Here is an 18,904-nt window from a genome sequence, read left to right as displayed (position 1 = left end):
ATGAGACTGTAAAGGAAGAGGCTGACCGACAGGGTTCCAGCGGCGACGCCGAGACGTTGGTCGACCGCGTCGAGAAAGTCGTGAAAAAGACGGCAAGCAAAACGGAGCAAGCCATTCGCGATCGTTTGGCGGAGTCGGACGAGCCTCCCAACACTTCGTCATAGCGGTAGCCGGTTTTCGAGGTGCGCTGGCGAAGCTGTTCTTGAGACTCTCTTCACGGCGACGACATGCCTCAGGACTGATCTGGCATGCAACCTCGGCTTCCAGATTTGCTCCTGGCGAGGTATCGAGTTGCTGCTTCCGCGCGCTACGCCTGCCTTGCAAGAAGCGCCGCACAAACATCACTCACGACTTGCTGCAAGACATCGAAAGCATAGCCGATGTGAAGCCGCTCGAGCGGGGTGTGGTAGTCTCGTCCCCACGGGCCGATATTGATGGTAAGAATGTTGGCCAGCCCGCCTTATTTCGGCCAGCGAATGCCGTCGCGCCACATCGGCATGTTGCGGGCGACGACGTCGAGACTGGATGCGGTGGCCTCGCCAAAGAAGCTCATCTCGAGATGCCGGCGAAACAATCCGCACAGCCGATCGCCGAGATCATAGCGTGCGGTTGCGCCGGCTGCGATGTGCAAGGCAATCTCGCGCAACCTCGCCGCTGCCGGCCTGTCGGAAAGGTTCGTTGGCAGATAGGGTGTCGAGCCGAAGCGGGTGACGATTGCCGGTCCCGGCAAGCGGCTCAATCGCCATGCCTCTTCGGTAACCAGCAGGCATTGCTCGGGGCAGCGGGAGATCGCCCGCGCCAAGAGACGCGCCGACGGTGCCAAGCCTTGATGTTGTTACCGCATCGAGACGGTCCAGCAGTGCCTTGTAACGATGCAGCGGAATTGTTTCGACGAGATCGATCGCTGCGCTGCCGTGCTGGCAATGCCGGCGCTGCTTCAGTTCCGGCAGGCAGGCAAAAGCAGCATCGGCGCAAAGCCGGTCAATGCAATCAAGCACCTCGTCCGGGCTCCGTCGATAGCTCAGAACGTTAAAGCCGGCGAACGCCGTAGCCGGCGTCGTTACGTCATAGCGGGACTTGCCGTCGCGCATATTGAGCAAGCTCGGCGGTGTGCCCAGAAGGAATTGGGCATTATCGGTAAGCTCAGAGACCCATTCCACACGGGCCGCTATGGCAGCGGCAACAGTCGCGGCGTTCAGCCCATTCAGGAGAAACCGCTATGCGCGGGAACGCCGACGTGGGCCGTCGGAAGCAGCTTGCCGACCGTTCCAAGCGCGATGACGCAACCCTTGTTGCCGTCACCGTCGTCGGCGATCGCATCGAGATTGATCGCCGCCAGAATATGGAGCCCGCGCTCGCCAGCAATCGCTGGCAGCGCCTGCGCCGCCTTGCGCGCTCCGGCAGAATTGTTCTCACCGACACGAACGGCGTCGTGAGCAGTTTGTAGGGGAGGCTCTTGTCCTTATCCAGCGTAGTGCGGCCCTCTGGAACCATCAAAACTGACAATCGTTACGCTGTTCAGCAACGTACATGAGGGGCAACGTCAACGTGAACGAAGATGACGCCTCACCATTAGCGACCGGGGTAGAAGGCCTCGACTATGTTTTGCGCGGGGGTTATGCCAAATTTCGGTCACACCTCGTTGAGGGAAGGCCTGGTTCGGGCAAGACCACGCTCGGGCTTCAGTTCCTTATCAAGGGGGCCTCGCAAGGCGAAAACTGCCTCTATATTACGCTATCCGAAAGCAAGCGCGAACTCATATCCGTGGCAAGCAGGCACGGCTGGACTCTGGGCGGGATAGAAATTCTGGAACTCGTTCCTCCAGAACTCAGCCTTGATCCTTCCCAGCTGCAGACACTCGTGCATTCTTCTGACCTGGAACTCGGAGAGACCGTGCAGGCGGCCTTGGCTGAGATCGACCGTATTAAGCCACAGCGCGTCGTATTCGATTCGCTTTCAGAAATCCGGCTGCTCTCGCAGGGCTCACTACGCTACCGTCGGCAGGTCCTGGCGCTGAAAAGCTTCTTTCTGCTCAACCACGCGACGGTCTTGTTACTCGACGACCTCACGGCCGAGCAGGATGACCTCAACCTGCATTCGATCAGCCATGGCGTGATCCGCATGGAGCAATTGACTCCGATATACGGTGGCGAGCGGCGGCGCTTACGGGTGATCAAGATGCGTGGGGTGCAAATACGTGGCGGTTACCACGACTTCGTTATCCGACCGGGCGGGATCACGGTCTTTCCGCGACTGGTCGCCGCCGAGCACCCTGAAGCCGAGCACGGATCGCCGGCCTTAAGCGGACATGGCGTGGACGCTCTGCTCGGCGGCGGCCTCGATCGGGGCACAAGCACGCTCTTGATCGGCCCTTCAGGTGTGGGGAAGTCGACCATAGCCTGCTCCTACTGTCATGCAGCGCTCGGGCGCGGTGAGCGCGCCCTGGTTCTGCTGTTCGATGAGACTGACCGCATTTTCCTGGGACGTGCAGCTGGTCTCGGTATGGATCTCAAGCCCTTCCTGCAAGACGGAATGCTCCTGCTCGAACAGATCGACCCGGCGGACCTTTCACCCGGCGAATTGTCATCAAAGATTCAGTTCGCAGTCGAGCGGTTTGATGCCCGGATCGTAGTGATCGACAGCCTCACGGGATATCTGAATTCGATGTCCCAAGAGCAGCATCTTGTGCTGCAGATGCATGAAATTCTCACCTACCTCAACCAGAAGGGCATCGTCACGATCCTGCTGCTCGCCAATCACGGGCTGATCGGCCAGACGGCGGCCCCAATCGACATGACCTATCTGTCTGATGCAGTGATGTTGCTGAGGTTTTTCGAAAGTGGCGGTCGCATCCGGCGAGCGATTTCGGTGGTGAAGAGGCGGGTTGGTCCTCACGAGGACACGATCCGTGAATTCATGGTCAGCAGCCAGGGCATAGCTGTCGGCGAGCCGCTCGACCAATTCAGGGGAATACTTACAGGCGTGCCCTTTTTTGAGGGCAAACAAAGCGACCTGCTCGCTGACAAGAAGCCATGACGCCGAAAGAACCCGTCGTACTCGTGCTCGCCCCGGTTGGTCGAGACGCTCAGCTAGCGGCCTCGATCTTAGCAAAACACGGGATCGGCACACGCATCTGTGCCAATCTGGAAGAGGTTTTGGGGTTTCTCGACAGCGCACACTGCCTTGTCGTCGCCGAAGAGGCGCTCATCAATTCCGACCGGAGCCAATTCGCCGCCTGGCTGCGCAACCAACCTGCGTGGTCCGATTTTCCAGTGGTTCTTCTGGTCATGCGGGGAACAGAATTCGACAAGCGTCTTGCGTTTCTAGATCGGTATCTCATCGTTCTCGAAAGGCCTTTCCTGGCCTCAAGTCTGGCCAATTCGGTGAGGTCGGCGTTGCGTGCGCGTGCACGCCAGCTCGAGGTCAAGTCCCACCTCGAACAAAAACAGGAGGTCGCTGACCGTCAAAAGCTGTTGATCCTCGAGCTTCATCACCGGGTCAAAAACACCCTGGCCAATGTGCGAGCGATGATGGGAGCGACGGCCCGGTCCAGCGATAGCGTCGACAGCTTCGTGCGTGATTTCTCCGCAAGAATCGTGTCCCTTGCCAACACGCATTCAATGCTTACAGACGACTATTGGCAGACGGCCTCATTACAGAGATTGCTTGAGACGGAACTGAGCCACTACGAGATCTATGGCGAGCCGCGAATATCACTACGTGGTCCCAATGTGGCCCTCGTCGCCGACCTTGCGATACCTGTGGGCATGGCGTTTCATGAACTTGCCTCCAACTCAGCAAAATTCGGCGCCTTGTCGCGCCCGGAAGGCCGCCTCGATGTGCAATGGTGGATAGCGGATTCCGCAGGTGAGCAGATCCTGCATCTCCATTGGCAGGAGCGGAATGGTCCCATTGTGCAGCCGCCGAGTCGACGAGGCTTTGGAACGACATTGCTGGAAAGGGTCGTTACGGTGCAATGCAATGCGAAAATCGAAATGCATTACAATCCCGGCGGCCTGCGTCTCACTATGGCGTTGCCATTACGCGAAACGAGGCTCGTCCCAGCGTACTCCTGAGTACCTGACGAACGCGACGAAACAGCACGCAGCTGTGGCCGCAGTCGAAGCCACTGTAATCAAAGGGCCGGCTCCGCGACTTTCTTCAGCGGTTCGGGGCCACGATGCAGGTTGCGAGTTGGGGGCCCCCATTGCGGCCGCCAAGCCGCCGCCGCCTGGCTCTTTCACCTGACCTCGCGCGGCAGGATGTAGTGAGCTGGTCGGAGCCACACGTTACCGACAAAACGGCGCGACTACGCCGGCTTCCTGAGCTCCACCTGAACGCCGAGGCGGAACGCCTCACCATCTGCAAACGAGCGCGCGTAGCTCTCAGCTGTGAAAGGGACCGTGATCGTAGCGCCGTTGACCGTCACGCGAACCGACCACTCTTTCGTCCTCACGATTTCAACGGCATGTTGCTCATGGGGACCCATGCATTCCTCCCAGAATGGTACGTTGAAGAAGGGGGAGGATAGCCTCGCAAAACTCGTTCGCATGCAAATAATCCGACACCGCAAGGTCGAAATGTCAAAATAGCGCACAGTTGCCGCCGCGGCTCGGGCGCGTTTTTCAGGCGGTTAAGCAGGCAGGCCGACCTACTTCGGTGTTTGCAAGTCGAACCGCCACGACAGACGACCCCAAACCGGATGCTCGAACTCAACGCCAGCTCGTTTAGGGGATCGGCGACAGCCAAGGCGCCTGCCATATCCCCGCTCGGTGCCCATCCGCGAACGACACTCGTGAACGACGGTTCGGAACGGTTGGCCCTGTCGGGGGTTACCTCAGTCCAACCGGAGAGGAGCCTCCAAAAATGGACCACACCAATCACGTACGGCTTTCGAGTTCTGAACTGCGCGCAGACGTTGTTGAGGGAGCCACCATCTACGGTCGCGACGATGAGGAAATCAGTTCAGTCGACCACATCCATGGAACGGGCGAGCATGCGCAGGTCGTCTTCGATGTTGGTGGGTTCCTCGGCATAGGCTCAAAGCGCGTGGCCTTATATGCAACTCAGCTCGATTTTATGCGGGACGAAGACGGCACCGTGCATGCTATCACACAAATGACGACCGAGCAGTTGAAGGCCCTGCCAGAGCATTTTGATTAAAATCAGCTTCGGTGGTCTCGACCGTCAGATATTGTCATGGGTGAAGGTCGATCCGAGTGCGAGCTCGCTTGCAGCGTCGGCGAAAGCATCGACCTGATCGTCAAATTTTCCATTCGGAAACGAACAGACCTCATCGAGGGATGTTTCGTTCCAGCGGCCGCGCAAGAGCTTCACCTGGGCGGGGCAGGTTTTCCCGTGTCCTTGTCGCCTGAGACCGGAAGGACCTTCACGTCATGGCCGGCGCGTGTTTCACTTTCGTCTGGCTTGCCAGCCGAACCAGGGTCCTGCAGCATGGCGATCGTGACTTCGTGCGTCATGCGTCATGACGTTCTGGAAACGCATCCACGATTTCAAAGTCGCTGCTGTGGAACAGGCCGCCGGACATGGCGCCAGCCGGTGCTGATACCGGCCGGAACGATGTGGTCAGATAGCCCCTCGAGGCGAGACAGGACAGCCCTACTCCGGCCCTCGGAAGCGGTCGTGAGTCAGAGTCGGGGCAGTGTCGTTGTTAGATGGCCGGTATTTCTGCAGCTGGCGGATGATTATTTGCGAGCGCAGGTCTGCACCTGCATCTATTGGCGCGCCTAAACGTTGCCGTCGAGGAAGATGCGACGGACTGCAGTCATGTCGAACAACAAAGCCGAAGATTCCAACGAAAACCAAATGCAACTGGAGCGGCGGGCTGGACAAGCAGACAAAGAGGGCCGCGGACGCAATGCCGAACGGCCATCGCAAATTTCCGGCCGCGGCTGGAGGGATGTACTGTGGCGGGTGTTCGCTGAGGTAATGGAGGACCGCGTCATGTTGATCGCGGCCGGAGCCACGTTCTACCTGCTTCTTGCCCTGTTTCCAGCGCTTGCCGCCTTCGTGTCCATTTACGGCTTCGTCGCCGATCCTCAGACGGTCGCCGAGCACATTTCATTCCTTGGCGGCATACTGCCTTCGGGCGGTTTGGATCTTATCAGATCGCAACTTAACTCATTGGCCGCTCAGAACACTAGCACGCTCAGCTTTGGGTTTATCTTCGGTCTCGCGGTCGCACTGTGGAGCGCCAACAGCGGCATCAAGACGCTGTTTGAAGCAATGAACATCGCTTACGAGGAGACTGAAAAGCGCGGCTTTATCCATCTGAATCTCCTGGCCTTGGGATTCACCCTTGGCGCCATCCTCATTGGCATCGGCCTTATCATCTCGGTCGGGATCGTACCCGCAATGCTTGCGCTGGTGAACCTCGGCGGCTGGACGGAAACCCTTGTGCGGATCTTGCGGTGGCCGGTTTTGCTGATCATGGTCGGAATCGGAATTACGCTGATCTACCGCTACGGCCCTAGCCGCGAAAAGGCAAAGTGGCGATGGGCCACATGGGGGGCATTCCTCTCGGCTGTGGTTTGGATCGCAGTCTCGGTGGGTTTCTCTTTTTATCTTGAGAACTTCGCTAACTACAACGCGACCTACGGAGCCCTGGGGGCGGTCATCGGCTTGATGATGTGGACCTGGATTTCCGTGATCATCCTGATTGTAGGTGCGGAGCTGAATGCTGAGATGGAGCATCAGACAGTCAAGGACACCACCACAGGTGCGCAGCAACCGATGGGGGCGCGAGGTGCCACGGTCGCGGACACGCTGGGCGGATCGGCCGATGCCGCCAACAAGCAGTCACGTTTGGACGAGCGCAAAACCTAGCGCCTTACTGTGCATCTGCTGCAACTTCGCTTGGCGCCAATGACGGTCTTAGATGGCCGTCACCTTACAGGCCTATCGAGCATATATGAGGTTGTCTTGTATCTTCCCATCACGGGAAAGGCAAAGCAGGGTTCAGATGCTGCTCCCTCTTACTGAGGGCGCGCCCACGGAGCGACCGAGCGGCTTCGTCACCGCCGAGCTATACCACTCAGCGGGGCACGACCCGGACGCGACCGCCTTGTATCTAGGTCGTAGGTGCGTAGGTGTGACACGCTTTGCCATTGAACGTGAATCGACAACTCAGATGCTACGTGAGCGCCTGTCACCCGCCGGAACGTTGGGCTGAGTTCTTCAAGACTGTTGCCGCGCCTACCGTGCCCCTGTGCGATTGGGGAATCGGCGCTGGCCTTCCAAAGGCCGCTTCCAGACCTCGCGTCCGAAGTCAGTTACGGGGAGCTTTAAGCGCACGTGCGAGGAGCCGGGCATCATTTAGCTGGATTACGCACGTCTCGAACGCATTGGTCGGGCCGCGCCAGCGCAGCTCTTCGACATTCTCAAAAAGCCGAGCGTCCGTACGCAGCGTGGCGAGATTCTTGAACAAAAGTGCGAGCTCTCTACGCCGGCCGAGGGCTTCAGGCGGAAAGCTTTCAAGAGGGCCATAGCGGCCAAGCAGCCGGGCGGCCGACACCAGGCCGATGCCCTCGAGACCCGGGTAGCCATCCGCGGCATCACCGACGAGCGCTAGGAAATCTGGAATCAGAGCCGGCTCAACTCCGAACTTCTCGCGTACGCCGGTGGCATCGCGAATTTTCTGGGTCCTTCGGTCTACCTGGACCACATGGTCACCTCGCACGCACTGCGCGAGATCCTTGTCAGGCGTCCAGATGCATACCTTCTGCACGCGCTCATCGGCAGCCGCGCTCCGTGCCGCGGATGCCAGCGCGTCGTCGGCTTCTAGGTCGATCATCGGCCAGACCGCCACTCCCATGGCCGCCAGGGCTTTCTCAAGAGGATGGAACTGCGCGAGCAATGCCGGCTCGATGCCATCCCCGGTCTTGTAGCCGGGCCAGAGCTGATTTCTGAACGACTCGATTACATGATCTGTCGCTACCCCAATGTGTGTGGCGCCATTCTCGATCATCTCCAGCAGGGTGTTCAGCACGCCAACGACGGCGCCAAACGGCCTGTCTTGGCCGTTGTTGAACCGGCGTTGGCCATAGAAGTGGCGAAACAACTCGTATGTGCCGTCTACTAAATGAACGATCATCTCAATCCTTGAGGAAGCGCCAGGCCGTGCCCGTACGCCCGCCTCAAGCCATGTCTCTTATCGCAGCAGCTTACCTTCAAGTCACAGGTGCGCGCACTACTATATGGTAGCCCGCTGCGACAGCCCTTTGACAACAACAACGATCTGCGCGTGGCGCTGAACACGTCCTCGACCGAGAAGCGCTCGTCAAGACTGTCCTTGGAAGCTACGGCAAGGTCGGCAATGACACGCCGGCAAATGCAGCCCAATCCTTTGTTTGCGCCGACATTGAGCAGCGTGTCTAGGATCCGGACAAGGCCGCATTCCATTACCGGAATCAGCACATGGCGCATTCGCAACCGGCCTTTACGAGCAGCCCTCCCCTCGGCGGCGGCGAGTCGATGTAGGTGACGCGCTCTCGCAATTTGAACCCCTGACACGCTTCGCTGGCGGCAGCGCTCGACCGCAGTGCGCTTCTACATGGCGTGGTCAAAGCCGGGCGAGCAGCCCATGCCAAGGAAATGCTTCCGCTGCGTCGACAAAGGGATTGTTTCCCAGTGGATACCGTAGCCGTCGCTGATGATGGCCGCAGCGGCGCAGGCCAGCCCCTCGCGCTGCAAGGCGATCGGGTTAGCAGTTTGCTCGTCGCTGGGGGCGTAAGCGTCTGGCGGTCTTCCTGAATGAGACCACGTTTTGAATGAGACCACGTTGGCCATCGGCTGCTCGATCGACACAAAGTCGGGCCTGTTGCCTTGATCATGGCGCGAAGCTGGCAACCGAGCGATCCCCTGCTCCTCGGCGTTCTCGCCGATGGCTTTGATCAGGCCAGTCTTGATCGAGAGCGATGAGCCGGGCTCATACCAAGCGCATGCGATGTCGAGGCCGAGGATTAACATTCTCACCCCTCGGCAATGCCGGCAGGAATGCCCCAAGGGCATGCAGTCGCAAGGAGCTTCTCACCGAATGTTCGCGCACCGGGTCAATCGTGACGCAACGAAATGTGGTGTTCGCCCGTAGGGTCGTAGGGACACCGCGAAAGGAAACCAGAACATGACCAGCGAACGAGACGTCGGCACGTTCGAAAAGCCCGTGACCCTGTTGCTGTCCTCGGGCAAAGTCAGTGTTTCGAGCACCCGCGAGGCCGCCGAAATGCTGCTGTATGATTGGCCCATTGGAGAGACGGGGCGCCGCATCCAGGCACGAATGGCCTGCATGAAGGTGCTCGGCGGTGGAAGCGCCCCGGAGGTAGCCCGCGCGGCATTTCTGACCGCCGCCAAGGAAGCGAAAATCTTGAACGCCTGACATCTGCTACTCTGCCGCCGCAGCAAATGCCGGCCGGTCATAGCCATTGTCGAGATGCTTGGCCGCAGTTTCGAACGCGTCCATCGCGAAGTCTGGAAAGCGGCGCTGATATTTGGCGATCAGCTTCGGATCGAAGGTTCCGGCACGGTGCGCGGGATAGTCAGCGTCATCTTCGATGTGCCCGTCAGCACCGACTTCCGCGAATGGCCTTTGCGCGATTGACGTTCCTCTCGGTGCTCTCCTCATCGAAGTGCTCGTCGAGCTCGGCGTTCAAAATGCGCTCCGAAAGCGCCTTCTTCAGGTCGTCAAGCAACCCCCTTGGCGAAAACCTCGTTCGGATCACGACCGGCAAGCAGCTGGTCCAGAAATTCTTTCCCGATAGCCATGTGATGATTCTTTCCTTCCATCGTCATGGCCTCGCACAGAACTCCTGACAGTCCCAGCGCATGACGTGATCCCTGGCTGAGTCTGCGAAGGAAAACGGTGGTCCTGGAGCAAAAAGTCCGACTCTGGGGACATTAGTCCTGCCAGTCTCGATCACGGGGCAACTTCAGCAAAGAGTGCCCCGACGGGCACAAGTCCGGCGGCCGCGCTCGGCCAACTGCTCGGCATTGAGCGCGAGCTTGGCAAGCCCCGCATTCGCCTCTTAATTCGACCCCGAATGATCCGCGAGCTATGGAAACGGGTGCATGAGCATGCCGGGCCGTCGCCAAAGTGCACGAAGCGCCCAGCCACTCAATGGATCAAGCCGGGACTGATTGGCCGCGTAAGCACTGCGCGGCGACGAGGGTCTACGCAACGCCTCGCGGCTGGACTTTTGGGATCAGATTGGGGTGACAGCGCCGTGCCGCACATGACGTTGGGCGAAGCCGCTAGGCTTACCGCAAAGCAGAGTTGAGTTGTCGCAGCGCGCCTCGGGCGGCCGATAGCCTGTGCTTTTCGAAGATTGCTAGCTTCTGCTGATAAGTGATCCGCACCTTGGCGTTGCACCCGTGGCATCTGAAGTGCGCAATCGTTCTTAGTGCAGAGCCTTTCCTTACCGCCGGATGCGAGCAATTCGGACAATTGAATGTGAGCGCAACATTAGACAAGTCTTTGGCTAAACCGGCAATAGACGGCTTCTTGGCCACGCCTGCATCTCCAGCATTCGAACCCTCGAACGAGCAAGGGCTCCGGCCCGGAACATTTGCAGCAAACGTACACATTCAATTGACCCCGATTTTAATCCTCGTCATGAAGTCGGCGCGATCCGTTGCGCTCGTTCTAGCGGCCCAGCGGCTTGCGGTGAGGGTAGACCGCTGGGCCTGACCAGCGAGCCTTTGGGAGTGCTCGCTTGACTGTGAGTATATGAGCTAGACCTAATGTAATGATACATGCGAATGAAGTACGTGGCGGCAATTCCGCTGTGTAGAAGCTGTAAGGCGCCCCGGAATGGTCGATGCGTCTGGCACCGCACGCCAGCACCGGCCGGCTAGAGTTCATTGAGCCTTGATGCCGACCCTGATCGAGAAGCCGCCCCACGGCGATGCTTGGATTCAGGAGGTGGAGTTCGACGGCTACGGGGCCGGCGTCGACCAGAAGCTTGGAACCCGTGCTGATCGACACGTCGGCAACGCGGAACCTTTGCTAGATATTACCTGAGCATGTCCTAGAATGCCACATACCTGAGCAACATGATCGCCCATTGCTGTGCGTCTGTGTTCGGTGTTTTATACTTAAGGGTGAATTTCGGCAGATCTGGCATTTTATCGATGGCAAACACCGCCAATCCACTTGATCAGAGTTCCGACGAGCATCGGCGCGAGCGCCGCCCACGTGTGCTAAAGGGCGGGACGATCATCACCGGGATCCAGAATTCCGAGATCAGCTGCACCTTGCGCAATCAGCATGAGGGGGGCGCCGAGCTGAAGGTCGCGCCCGAAGCTCGGGTTCCCGATCGCTTCTTGCTCTACGTGTCGGTCGATGGAGTTGCCTATAGATCGGAAGTTCGTTGGCGTCGCAACGACCGCATCGGCGTCAAATTCACCGGCACCGAGCCCAAACCGAAACTTCACTACGGTTGACCCACGGCAAGACGAACCTTTTCTGACACTCGCCATGAATTTTCAGCACAAGTCGCCCGGCCATTCTCTCCGAGGATAACCCGGACAGGGACGTGAACTACACAGCGCCCTTGACTGCCAAGACGGTCACCCACCCCTGCCCTGGACACCCGTGTTGGAAACGATAGCGGGCGCTACTGTGACGAACAGGATATAAGGCTCTCTGGCAGCAAGCTGGTTGAGGAAAGTCCCACCGTCATGAAGCCTATGAACGAAGAGCACCTGGCCATCCTACGCAGGCACATGGTCGAGATGATTGCAATCCATACCGACCTTGCAAGCGAAGAACTCGGCAAGGCGGCGCTCGATGAACGGGTGATGGCAGCGATGCGGCGATTGCCGCGGCATCTCTTCGTGCCAGCTTCGGTTGCACCTTACGCCTACCAGGACATGCCGCTGCCGATCGGCTTCGATAAAACCGTCTCGCAGCCGTTCATCGTCGCCCTCATGATCGATCTTCTTGCTCCCCAACCGCACGAGGCGGTGCTCGAGATCGGCACCGGCCTGGGCTACCAAACCGCAATCCTCGCGGGACTCGCCGGGCAAGTTTGGAGCGTAGAAATCATCGAGGAATTCGCAAGCCGTGCGGAGGCTCTCCTGCATGACCTCGGCTTATCCAATGTCGGCATTCGTGTCGGAGACGGGTCTCGCGGCTGGCCCGAGCACGCCCCATTCGACAAAATCCTGGTCACGGCGGCGGCTGAGCAGACACCGCCGGCTTTTCTGACGCAACTCAAGCCGGGGGGACGGCTGGTGGCCTTTGGGATCTAAAGAAGCACAGTTTCTGACTGTCATCGACAAGGATGCGGCAGGGCAGCTCGAGACCCGGAAACTCATTCCGGTTCGGTTCAGCCGGCTCGAGACCGCCTAGTGATGTGCGACAACCGGCGCGCCGCGCTTTTCCGACCCTCAATCAGATGCCAGCCTTCGCGTTTCTTTCGTCCTTGATGAACGGGAGAAACAACCCGTCGCAGATTTTCCAAACACAAGGCAGCTTGTCTTCTGGGCTCTGCGATCCTTCTTGGCCCTCACAACTTGAGCTGATCATCCTCCCCAGCCGCCTCCCCCGCCGCCGCTCCCGCCGCTCCCACCGCTCCCGCCGCTCCCGCCCGAAGGAGGAATGAACACAGGCGCAGGAACAGGCTCCTCCTCAACCGGTATGATCACTTTCTTGGCGGCCCTCCTGGGAGCAGGCTTGACGACCTTTGACGGAGCAACCCTGCGGACGACCTTTGGCGGGGGAACTCTGCGAAGAACCTTTGGCGCGGGCGTGGCGACCAGCGGCGTCGGTTCAACCCTAGGGACCAGGGAGGTGCAACCCATGAGGCCCACCATGATGCCGGATAACGCTGTTCCAAGTATTGCCTGTTTCAATACTCTGCCTGCCATTGCCTCCTCCTCAGTCAAAACAAGTCCCGACGCGGATTGGCTTCTTCCCAAGCCCGTCTGGCCGCGTTAACCAGTTGCGTGTCCAGTGAACCCGACCGGGGAAAATTCGATTTCAGTTCCTGGCGCAGCTGCTTCAAGGCCGCTGTTTTTGGCTTCGGACCGAACTTTGCCAGCGCTCTTTGGGCGTCCGGCAGTTCCTTGCGCACATCGAGCGCAGCCGCAAACGCAAGGAAACGCACGACATGACCCTGATCGGCCTTGTCGCCTTTTTGCATTTCGAGAGCCGCGCGATCGTAAGCTGCGAACGGGTCACCCCGTGCGATCCCGATTTCGAACAATCGCTGCGCTTCCGCGAGGCTCCGTTCCACACCGACACCGTCCCGATACATGCGTGCGAGGCTGCCGGGCGCATAGGGCTGGCCGAGATCGATTGCCTGCTGAAACAGCGCCAGCGCCGTCTTCGGATCCTTCTCAACGCCCTGCCCAGACAAGTAATTGCGGCCGAGCAGGTTCATAGAATACATATCCTGCCGCTGGACGCCGGCCTGCAGGAACGCAACGGCGCGGGCTTGGTCAGCGGTCACGCCGTTGCGGCCCTCGGTGAAGATCGCGGCCAGATCGTTCATTGCATAGGTATGGCCCATCGCCGCTGCCTTGAGCAGCAGGTCCAAGCCCTTGGCCGTGTCGGGCTTGACGCCATACCCATTGAACAAGGCGCGACCCCACGACGTCATGCCGTAGGGATCCCCCTTGTCGGACGCAGCGGCGTAAAGCGCGTTGGCCTGTGCGCGGTCGACGGCCATTCCGGTTCCGGTCGCATACATGTAGCCTAGCTCGAACACGGCACGTACGTGTCCCTTCTTGGCGGCTTGCTCGATGGCTGTCCTGCCCTCATCGACCTTGCCTGCCGCAAGGAGCGCGCGCCCAAGTTCATAGCGGAAGCGCGCAACGTCGGGATAAGCCTTCACGGCGGTCTCGCAAAGCTCTACCGCGCTGGCGCCAATTTCGTTCGGCAGCAGGCCGGGGACGACGCCTTGCAGGTCCAGAGGTTCGCCGGCAGCCGTATCGCAAGGATCGACTATTGGCGAGAGTTTCATCGTGGCTGGCTTTGATGAGCTGCTGTCCGCCCGAATCTCGAAGCCGACCTCGACCGTGGCTTCGGCGCCGATCTGTGGCTCGTAGCGCAGTCGATCGACCTCTGCGGCCATCAGGCTCGACTGGGGCGACAGGGTTCGATCGGGCAGCGAGAGCGTTCCCGTTGTCGGATATTTCGAAACTTTCAGCGTGACAGCGGGATCTTCGGTCGGGAAGTCAAGCTTCAGGAAGACCGGACCGACGCCCATGGGAACATCGATGTCGCGGTTTTCGATCGCTTCTGCCGCACCGGTGATATGAATGCCACGCTGCAATACCTTCTGCTTCTGCTCGGCCTCGAGCGAGGCCATGATCTGTTTACCCTGTGGGCCTTTGCCGCTCTTGACCCGAAACACCAGAATGCCCTGGGTTTGACCGCCCCAATTGTCATGCGTGGCATAGGCCAGCATATCCACCTCTTCCTGCGCAGCGACACCCTTGGGAACGTCCATCTGCAAGCGCGGGAGGTCCTTGCCCTGAATCGGCACGCCCACCCTGACGGGGTTGCCGTCCAGCATCAGGCGCCCCAGGGCAGGCGGTCTTTCAATGCTCAGGGTGATCGTGCCGCCGTCGATGTCTACCGGTTCGGGCAGACCCAAGCCGACGGGTCCAACACCCGACAGCACGACCTTCTCCAGCACCGGCGGCAGTGCGGGGCGACTGCTGCGGCGCATCAGCACGACTTCGTCAATCAGTGATGAGTTCTCCCAGGGAACTTGGAGGCCGTTTGTAGCTTCCACCACATCGCGGCGTACCGCCGCCATTACGGTGCGGATTTCCTGGTTAGGCGCTAGCGCGCGACGGGAAAACGCCGCCGAAAACGGGCTGAGTTCGCCGGCCCCGTCATACGCCGCCGCCCCGGGTTCGGTGGCAAATGCAATCAGCGTGTTCAGCGAGCTTTTGACCTGGGCGAGCCCGGCGTTACCGGTGGCAATGAGCTGGTCTCTCAGCCAGTAGTTCTTGCGCGGAAACGGATTGTTGCGGCAGGCATCGAGGATGATCACCTGGATCTTCGATTTCGAACGCAATTGTCCCAGCACATCGTTGAGCTTGATGGCCTGGACCTCGATGTCCGCCGCCTCCTTCAAGGAGGCATCGACCGGGATCAGGAAATTTTCGCCGCCGATCTGAAAACCGTGACCGGAATAGTAGACGACCGCAAGGTCGGCGCCGTCAACGGCGGCAAGATAATTGCGGAACTGTTCTTCGAATTGCAGCTTCGTCAGATCGCTTGCGACGAAGACCTCGAATCCTGCCAGTCGAAATGTTTTCGACACGTCCTCGGCATCCTTGACCGGGTTCTTGAGCGCGGGGAATTGTCGGTAGTCCGAATTGCCGATGACAAAAGCGACCCTTCGGTCGGCGCAAGCGTGAAAAGTCGTGAAGCTCGCAAGGAGGAAGGCTGCGACGATTGCGCAAAGTCGGAGCATGGCAACCCCATAAACGCTGTTACCTCGCGACCACAAGAACACCGCATGGGGTAGCCAGGTCCGTTAGAGAGCATGCAATCTGCCGGGACAAAAAAGGGAGAAAAGCCGTCGCGGCAGCGGGCATATTTCTCACTTGATCAAGTGCTAAATTACATCAGAGCCCGCATATCTGCAACGTCTGTCAGACGGCGCCGGCTATCCGATCACTGGTCCGCCTCGTCTGGTTCTGGGGATTTACCATTCTCGATTAGGCCTGATCTCGGTATCAGCCCCTCCTGTCGGGTAGATTGCAGGTCCAAAGTGGGCCGTTTCCACGGCCGGGTCCGGAGTTTCTACGCTGATGCACACGCCTGCTTCCATACCGCTGGGCGATGACAGCTTCGAAGATGTTCTGAGGGCAGAAACATGTCGAATCGTCAATCACCAGCGGCTGGAAACAGCGAGGTTCGGGGTAACACAATGCGGCTGCGCGGCCTGTTGGCTGCGGCCGGTGCTACGACTGCCATGGCGTTCGGATTTGGTAGCCTCGCGCTGACATCCGTTTTTATCAGGCCGCTTGAGGCGGAGTTTGGCTGGTCGCGAGCCGATATTAGCCTTGCCTACACGCTGTCAAGCGTCGGCATGGCCTTGGGCGGGCTGTTCTGGGGCCGGTTGTCCGATCGCCTGAATACCAGAAACCTGCTGTTCATCGGCTCGGCAGGTATGGTGATAGCGCTTGCCGCGATGTCCTTCGCAACTTCGCTCTGGCAGATCTATGCCGCCAATTTCGCGCTGGGCGGGCTCGGCTTTGCCTGTCTTTATGCGCCGGTACTTGCGGTAACCGGGCTCTGGTTCGACCGCCGCCGGGGCCTCGCCGTGGGGACCGTCACAGCAGGAGGAGCCCTAGGTCAAGGCATACTGCCGTACGCCGCGAATGCCTTGATTGATGGCGTCGGCTGGCGCTTCGCATATGCGGTGATGGCGGCGGCGACAATGGCTGCGCTGGCGATCCTTCTGCCTGCGGTTCAAAGGCCGCCCCTCGGCGACGTTCTTCCCGTCCCCGTGCGTTTTTCAACAGAGCCAGCTTTCCAAGGTGGCCGGATTTCTCCCGTGGCGCTCCTGTCTGCGGCAGCCTTTCTCTGCTGCGCCTGCATGGGGGTCCCGCTGATGCACCTCACGAGCTTCGTCACGGCCGTGTGCGGATCTTCGGATGTCGGATCGCTCAGCCTGTTGATCGCGATGCTGTTCGGCGCCGCCGGGCGGATCGCATTCGGGCTCCTCGCCGACCGGGCAGGCAACCTTGCTGCCTATGCACTGGCATCTTTCATTCAGACGGCATGCGTTGCGATTTTTCCCGCGCTAGACCAGCAGCTGAGCCTCTTGGTGCTGTCGGCAGTCTTCGGTTTTGGTTTTGCTGGAAACATGACCTGCCTGATTCTCTGCGTACGCCAGTTTGTGCCAGCCGAACGCTTTGGCCAGTCACTCGGCACTGTCATGCTGATCGCCTGGGTAGGCATGGGCATGGCCGGCTATTTCGGCGGCTTCGTCTATGACCACTTCGGCAGCTATAGGCCCGCTTTCCTAATTGCATCTGCCGCGGGCGCAGCCAATCTGGCCGTGCTGGCTGTATTGGCGTCGTTCGGTGCGAGAGCGCTGGCCCCATGCGGCGGCGGACTTCCAGATCCTGCAGTGGGCCACTGATTCAAGCGTTGGAATCGCTGAATTCCACGTTGGGTCAAACGCTGCAAACCTCGGCTTTCCTGCCAATTTCAGAGATCAAAGGGACGGAATGCCGCCGTCGCTAAACAAGGACCAACTGAGATGAGCCCAATCCACGACAGCATTCTCGACACGATCGGTGACACGCCGGTCGTGCGCCTTTCGCGCATAAACAACGGCGCCGCCTCGCTCTATGCCAAGATCGAAGCGTTCAATCCTGGCGGATCGGTCAAGGACCGTTTTGCCGCCGCCGTCATCCAACAAGCGGAGCGTTCTGGATTACTTCGACCTGGCCAGACCGTGATCGAGGCGACGAGTGGCAACACAGGCATTGGGCTCGCCATGGTTTGCGCCACGAAACGCTATCCTCTTGTTATCGTCATGCCGGAAAACGCCAGCCTCGAACGCCGCAAGCTCATGCGTTTCTTCGGTGCCAAGGTCGTGTTGACACCTGCCGTCGAGCGTGGCAGCGGCATGCTGGCCAAGGCGATCGAGCTGGCCGAAACGCACGGCTGGTTCCTCTGCCGGCAATTCGAGACGCCCGTCAACGCCGATATTCATGCCCGCACGACAGCGCTCGAAATTCTCGCGGCTTTTCAGGACCGTCCACTCGATTACTGGGTCACCGGCACAGGGACCGGCGGAACTCTTGCCGGTGTGGCGCGAGTGCTCAAGCGCGAGCGGCCGCAAACGCGAATCATCGTGTGCGAGCCCGATAATTCGGCACTGCTGTCGAGCGGCATTCCCCAAAGCTTTGACGACCACGGACTGCCGACACGAGCGCACACCCGCTTCCGGCCACACCCGATGCAGGGGTGGAGCCCAGATTTCATTCCGCAAATTGTAGGCAATGCCATGGCCGACAACCTTGTGGACGAGATCCTGCCCGTTTCAGGTGCCAGCGCCCTAGAAGTCGCACGCCGGCTTGCGAAGGAAGAGGGAATATTGGCGGGCATCTCCGGCGGAGCAACCTTGAGCGGGGCACTGGAAATCGCTCGGCGCGCCGGCCCGGACCAGAGCGTGCTCTGCATGTTGCCTGACACAGGCGAGCGGTATCTCAGCACGATCCTGTTCGATCATATCAGCGACGAAATGTCGGAGGCCGAGGAGGCGATCTCTCACTCTACACCCGGCTACCGCTTCGACCGGCCGCCATCCTTCGCGCTGTCATCGGCGCCCGCGAACGACATCCAAATCGATCCGTTGGCGCATGAGTTTATTGATGAGGCGATCAATGATTTGGAGCACCCGGTAGTCATGTTCGCTCTGACATGGTGCGAATTCTGCTGGACGGTAAGAAAGCTCTTCGATCGTGCCGGAATCGCCTACAAGTCCATCGACATCGATACCCCGGAATTCCAGAAGATCGGCCTGGACGGAGAAATCCGAAAGGCCCTGAGAGCCCGGATTGGCTCGCCTACAATTCCGCAGGTCTTTGTCGGCGGCGAGCATCTCGGTGGCTGCCTAGATACACTTGCAGCATGGCGAGACGGCACGCTCGGCGCCCGGCTGGAGTCTATTGGCGCAAACTACACACCCGGCGCATGTGCAAATCCCGACAGCCTGCTGCCCCGATGGATGCGGGCGGCGGCGTGAGACGCATCGTCGCTACCAACCCAGAACGAGGCAACACGGACGCCATCCGCTTCCGGTTCGGCTTCATGTAGACTTTTCCGTGCCGACCTCCCCGAAGCGAGGAGCAAGTCAGATCGCTCGCGTTTCTGAAACGAACGGTTTCGGCAGCGGCACGAACTTGA

General features: G+C 59.6%; 15 protein-coding genes and 2 pseudogenes. 11 read left to right on the top strand and 6 right to left on the bottom strand.

The genetic code is table 11. The features are described 5' to 3' along the window. Window positions 1-460: 460 nt before the first annotated feature. Entirely contained in the window at window positions 461-631 is a 171-nt protein-coding gene (locus NKJ84_RS29065) for a hypothetical protein (protein WP_352509299.1), read from the bottom strand. Next, window positions 597-1,091, bottom strand: coding sequence for a hypothetical protein (locus NKJ84_RS29060; protein WP_352509297.1), 495 nt, complete (start codon window positions 1,089-1,091; stop codon window positions 597-599). The genes NKJ84_RS29065 and NKJ84_RS29060 overlap by 35 nt, the downstream gene beginning before the upstream one ends. A gap of 128 nt (window positions 1,092-1,219) precedes the next feature. Between NKJ84_RS29060 and NKJ84_RS29055 the strand changes: the two genes are divergently transcribed. From NKJ84_RS29055 to NKJ84_RS29035, 5 genes are all read left to right on the top strand, one after another. Continuing rightward, on the top strand, window positions 1,220-1,447 hold the full coding sequence (locus NKJ84_RS29055; protein ID WP_352509296.1) for a hypothetical protein: 228 nt from the start codon (window positions 1,220-1,222) through the stop codon (window positions 1,445-1,447). An 83-nt stretch (window positions 1,448-1,530) separates the two neighbouring features. Further along, window positions 1,531-3,036, top strand: a complete 1,506-nt coding sequence (locus tag NKJ84_RS29050) for an ATPase domain-containing protein (protein WP_352509295.1) — start codon at window positions 1,531-1,533, stop codon at window positions 3,034-3,036. Continuing rightward, entirely contained in the window at window positions 3,033-4,076 is a 1,044-nt protein-coding gene (locus NKJ84_RS29045) for a sensor histidine kinase (protein ID WP_352509294.1), read from the top strand. Before NKJ84_RS29050 ends, NKJ84_RS29045 begins: the two co-directional genes overlap by 4 nt. A gap of 790 nt (window positions 4,077-4,866) precedes the next feature. Beyond that, window positions 4,867-5,163, top strand: a complete 297-nt coding sequence (locus tag NKJ84_RS29040) for a PRC-barrel domain containing protein (RefSeq protein WP_352479193.1) — start codon at window positions 4,867-4,869, stop codon at window positions 5,161-5,163. A gap of 624 nt (window positions 5,164-5,787) precedes the next feature. Beyond that, on the top strand, window positions 5,788-6,846 hold the full coding sequence (locus NKJ84_RS29035) for a YihY/virulence factor BrkB family protein (RefSeq protein ID WP_352509293.1): 1,059 nt from the start codon (window positions 5,788-5,790) through the stop codon (window positions 6,844-6,846). 442 nt (window positions 6,847-7,288) lie between these two features. Here the strand turns inward: NKJ84_RS29035 and NKJ84_RS29030 are convergent, their stop codons facing one another. Both NKJ84_RS29030 and NKJ84_RS29025 read right to left on the bottom strand, forming a co-directional pair. After that, the gene (locus tag NKJ84_RS29030; RefSeq protein ID WP_352479191.1) at window positions 7,289-8,113 is read right to left on the bottom strand and encodes a 5'-3' exonuclease; all 825 of its coding nucleotides are present in this window, start codon (window positions 8,111-8,113) and stop codon (window positions 7,289-7,291) included. Between the two features lie 455 nt (window positions 8,114-8,568). Beyond that, entirely contained in the window at window positions 8,569-8,988 is a 420-nt protein-coding gene (locus NKJ84_RS29025; RefSeq protein ID WP_352509292.1) for a hypothetical protein, read from the bottom strand. A 154-nt stretch (window positions 8,989-9,142) separates the two neighbouring features. Between NKJ84_RS29025 and NKJ84_RS29020 the strand changes: the two genes are divergently transcribed. Next, window positions 9,143-9,394 (top strand): DUF982 domain-containing protein, encoded by a 252-nt coding sequence (locus NKJ84_RS29020; RefSeq protein WP_352509291.1) that lies wholly within the window; start codon window positions 9,143-9,145, stop codon window positions 9,392-9,394. Between the two features lie 87 nt (window positions 9,395-9,481). Here NKJ84_RS29020 and NKJ84_RS29015 read toward each other — a convergent pair. Continuing rightward, a pseudogene (locus NKJ84_RS29015) lies at window positions 9,482-9,780 on the bottom strand (transposase); the annotation flags it as partial. A 1,105-nt stretch (window positions 9,781-10,885) separates the two neighbouring features. Between NKJ84_RS29015 and NKJ84_RS29010 the strand changes: the two are divergent. The 3 genes and pseudogenes from NKJ84_RS29010 to NKJ84_RS29000 all read left to right on the top strand — a co-directional run bounded on the left by NKJ84_RS29010 (window position 10,886) and on the right by NKJ84_RS29000 (window position 12,367). Continuing rightward, the gene (locus tag NKJ84_RS29010) at window positions 10,886-11,035 is read left to right on the top strand and encodes a hypothetical protein (RefSeq protein WP_352509289.1); all 150 of its coding nucleotides are present in this window, start codon (window positions 10,886-10,888) and stop codon (window positions 11,033-11,035) included. A 110-nt stretch (window positions 11,036-11,145) separates the two neighbouring features. Continuing rightward, window positions 11,146-11,457, top strand: a complete 312-nt coding sequence (locus NKJ84_RS29005) for a PilZ domain-containing protein (protein ID WP_352479185.1) — start codon at window positions 11,146-11,148, stop codon at window positions 11,455-11,457. Between the two features lie 237 nt (window positions 11,458-11,694). Next, window positions 11,695-12,367: pseudogene (locus NKJ84_RS29000) on the top strand (protein-L-isoaspartate(D-aspartate) O-methyltransferase). A gap of 532 nt (window positions 12,368-12,899) precedes the next feature. On the opposite strand, the gene NKJ84_RS28995 reads toward NKJ84_RS29000, so the two are convergent. Beyond that, window positions 12,900-15,449, bottom strand: a complete 2,550-nt coding sequence (locus NKJ84_RS28995) for a caspase family protein (protein ID WP_352479183.1) — start codon at window positions 15,447-15,449, stop codon at window positions 12,900-12,902. 405 nt (window positions 15,450-15,854) lie between these two features. Here NKJ84_RS28995 and NKJ84_RS28990 point away from each other — a divergent pair, with 405 nt between their 5' ends. Continuing rightward, window positions 15,855-17,129 carry an MFS transporter gene (locus NKJ84_RS28990; RefSeq protein ID WP_352479182.1) on the top strand — a complete coding sequence of 425 codons (1,275 nt, stop codon included), beginning with the start codon at window positions 15,855-15,857 and terminating at the stop codon, window positions 17,127-17,129. A gap of 120 nt (window positions 17,130-17,249) precedes the next feature. Further along, entirely contained in the window at window positions 17,250-18,743 is a 1,494-nt protein-coding gene (gene cysK / locus NKJ84_RS28985) for a cysteine synthase A (RefSeq protein WP_352509288.1), read from the top strand. Window positions 18,744-18,904 lie beyond the last annotated feature (161 nt).

The organism is Mesorhizobium sp. M0048, from assembly GCF_040323405.1.
In the GTDB taxonomy this organism is placed as follows: domain Bacteria; phylum Pseudomonadota; class Alphaproteobacteria; order Rhizobiales; family Rhizobiaceae; genus Mesorhizobium.
Note: the sequence above shows the minus strand (reverse complement) of the source record. Positions and strands in the feature narration are given on the sequence as shown.

Bases quoted from the DNA above. Each gene is read 5' to 3' on its own strand.
- NKJ84_RS28990 (WP_352479182.1), top strand. From the start codon at position 15,855: ATGTCGAATCGTCAATCACCAGCGGCTGGAAACAGCGAGGTTCGGGGT.
- NKJ84_RS29005 (WP_352479185.1), top strand. From the start codon at position 11,146: ATGGCAAACACCGCCAATCCACTTGATCAGAGTTCCGACGAGCATCGG.
- NKJ84_RS29060 (WP_352509297.1), bottom strand. From the start codon at position 1,091: ATGCGCGACGGCAAGTCCCGCTATGACGTAACGACGCCGGCTACGGCG.
- NKJ84_RS29010 (WP_352509289.1), top strand. From the start codon at position 10,886: ATGCCGACCCTGATCGAGAAGCCGCCCCACGGCGATGCTTGGATTCAG.
- NKJ84_RS29025 (WP_352509292.1), bottom strand. From the start codon at position 8,988: ATGTTAATCCTCGGCCTCGACATCGCATGCGCTTGGTATGAGCCCGGC.
- cysK (WP_352509288.1), top strand. From the start codon at position 17,250: ATGAGCCCAATCCACGACAGCATTCTCGACACGATCGGTGACACGCCG.
- NKJ84_RS29030 (WP_352479191.1), bottom strand. From the start codon at position 8,113: ATGATCGTTCATTTAGTAGACGGCACATACGAGTTGTTTCGCCACTTC.
- NKJ84_RS29045 (WP_352509294.1), top strand. From the start codon at position 3,033: ATGACGCCGAAAGAACCCGTCGTACTCGTGCTCGCCCCGGTTGGTCGA.
- NKJ84_RS28995 (WP_352479183.1), bottom strand. From the start codon at position 15,449: ATGCTCCGACTTTGCGCAATCGTCGCAGCCTTCCTCCTTGCGAGCTTC.
- NKJ84_RS29020 (WP_352509291.1), top strand. From the start codon at position 9,143: ATGACCAGCGAACGAGACGTCGGCACGTTCGAAAAGCCCGTGACCCTG.
- NKJ84_RS29050 (WP_352509295.1), top strand. From the start codon at position 1,531: ATGAGGGGCAACGTCAACGTGAACGAAGATGACGCCTCACCATTAGCG.
- NKJ84_RS29035 (WP_352509293.1), top strand. From the start codon at position 5,788: ATGTCGAACAACAAAGCCGAAGATTCCAACGAAAACCAAATGCAACTG.
- NKJ84_RS29040 (WP_352479193.1), top strand. From the start codon at position 4,867: ATGGACCACACCAATCACGTACGGCTTTCGAGTTCTGAACTGCGCGCA.
- NKJ84_RS29055 (WP_352509296.1), top strand. From the start codon at position 1,220: ATGCGCGGGAACGCCGACGTGGGCCGTCGGAAGCAGCTTGCCGACCGT.